Genomic DNA, 533 nt, shown 5'->3' on the forward strand with positions numbered 1-533 from the left:
GCTGACGCAGTGGTATGCCTGCTCGCGCATTGCCAACGCGTGGCTCAACGGCTACTGGGAAAAGGCGTTGCGGCTGACACAGCTGGTGTTGGACCGGCACACCCCTGACGACGCGCTGTTGCGCCGTGTCGAGGAGGTATTGAAGACTGGGCTGGCAGCACTCCCGGGCGGCGCGGCAAGCGCTTAAGCGCCCTGCAGGACGAGGCTTTCCAGCAGGTCCAGATAACGCGCTGCCGAGTTCTCGTTGTCGAAGCAGGCCGGCAGCACCAGCCTGCCGCCGCGCAGGCGCGCGCGCTGGCGCAGCAGCACCGCGGATTCCGCGCGCATGGCATACGCCGGCGGCGCCGCATCGCGAGCGTCCAGCGCATAGAGGCCCTGCAGCGGGCCCGCTACGCATGCGTGTTCCAGCGCGTCGAGCAATGGCGCTTCATCCACGGCGCGCGCCAGGTCGAAGCGGAAGTCGATCAGCGAGACCCCTGTATAGGGAATCAGCACGTAGTCCACGCGGAACCGCTCGGGCAACAGGAACGGCA

At 67.5% G+C, this 533-nt stretch carries 1 protein-coding gene and 1 pseudogene; one reads left to right on the top strand and one right to left on the bottom strand.

The annotated features are described in order from the left end of the window. Window positions 1-187 (top strand): annotated as a pseudogene (locus KHO41_RS41090) (hypothetical protein); the annotation flags it as partial. Here the strand turns inward: KHO41_RS41090 and KHO41_RS41095 are convergent. Further along, window positions 184-533, bottom strand: a 350-nt coding sequence (locus tag KHO41_RS41095; protein ID WP_211958904.1) for a hypothetical protein, incomplete at its 5' end; no start/stop codon positions are given. The pseudogene KHO41_RS41090 and the gene KHO41_RS41095 overlap by 4 nt on opposite strands.

Source organism: Cupriavidus numazuensis (assembly GCF_905397435.1).
GTDB classification, from domain to species: domain Bacteria; phylum Pseudomonadota; class Gammaproteobacteria; order Burkholderiales; family Burkholderiaceae; genus Cupriavidus; species Cupriavidus numazuensis.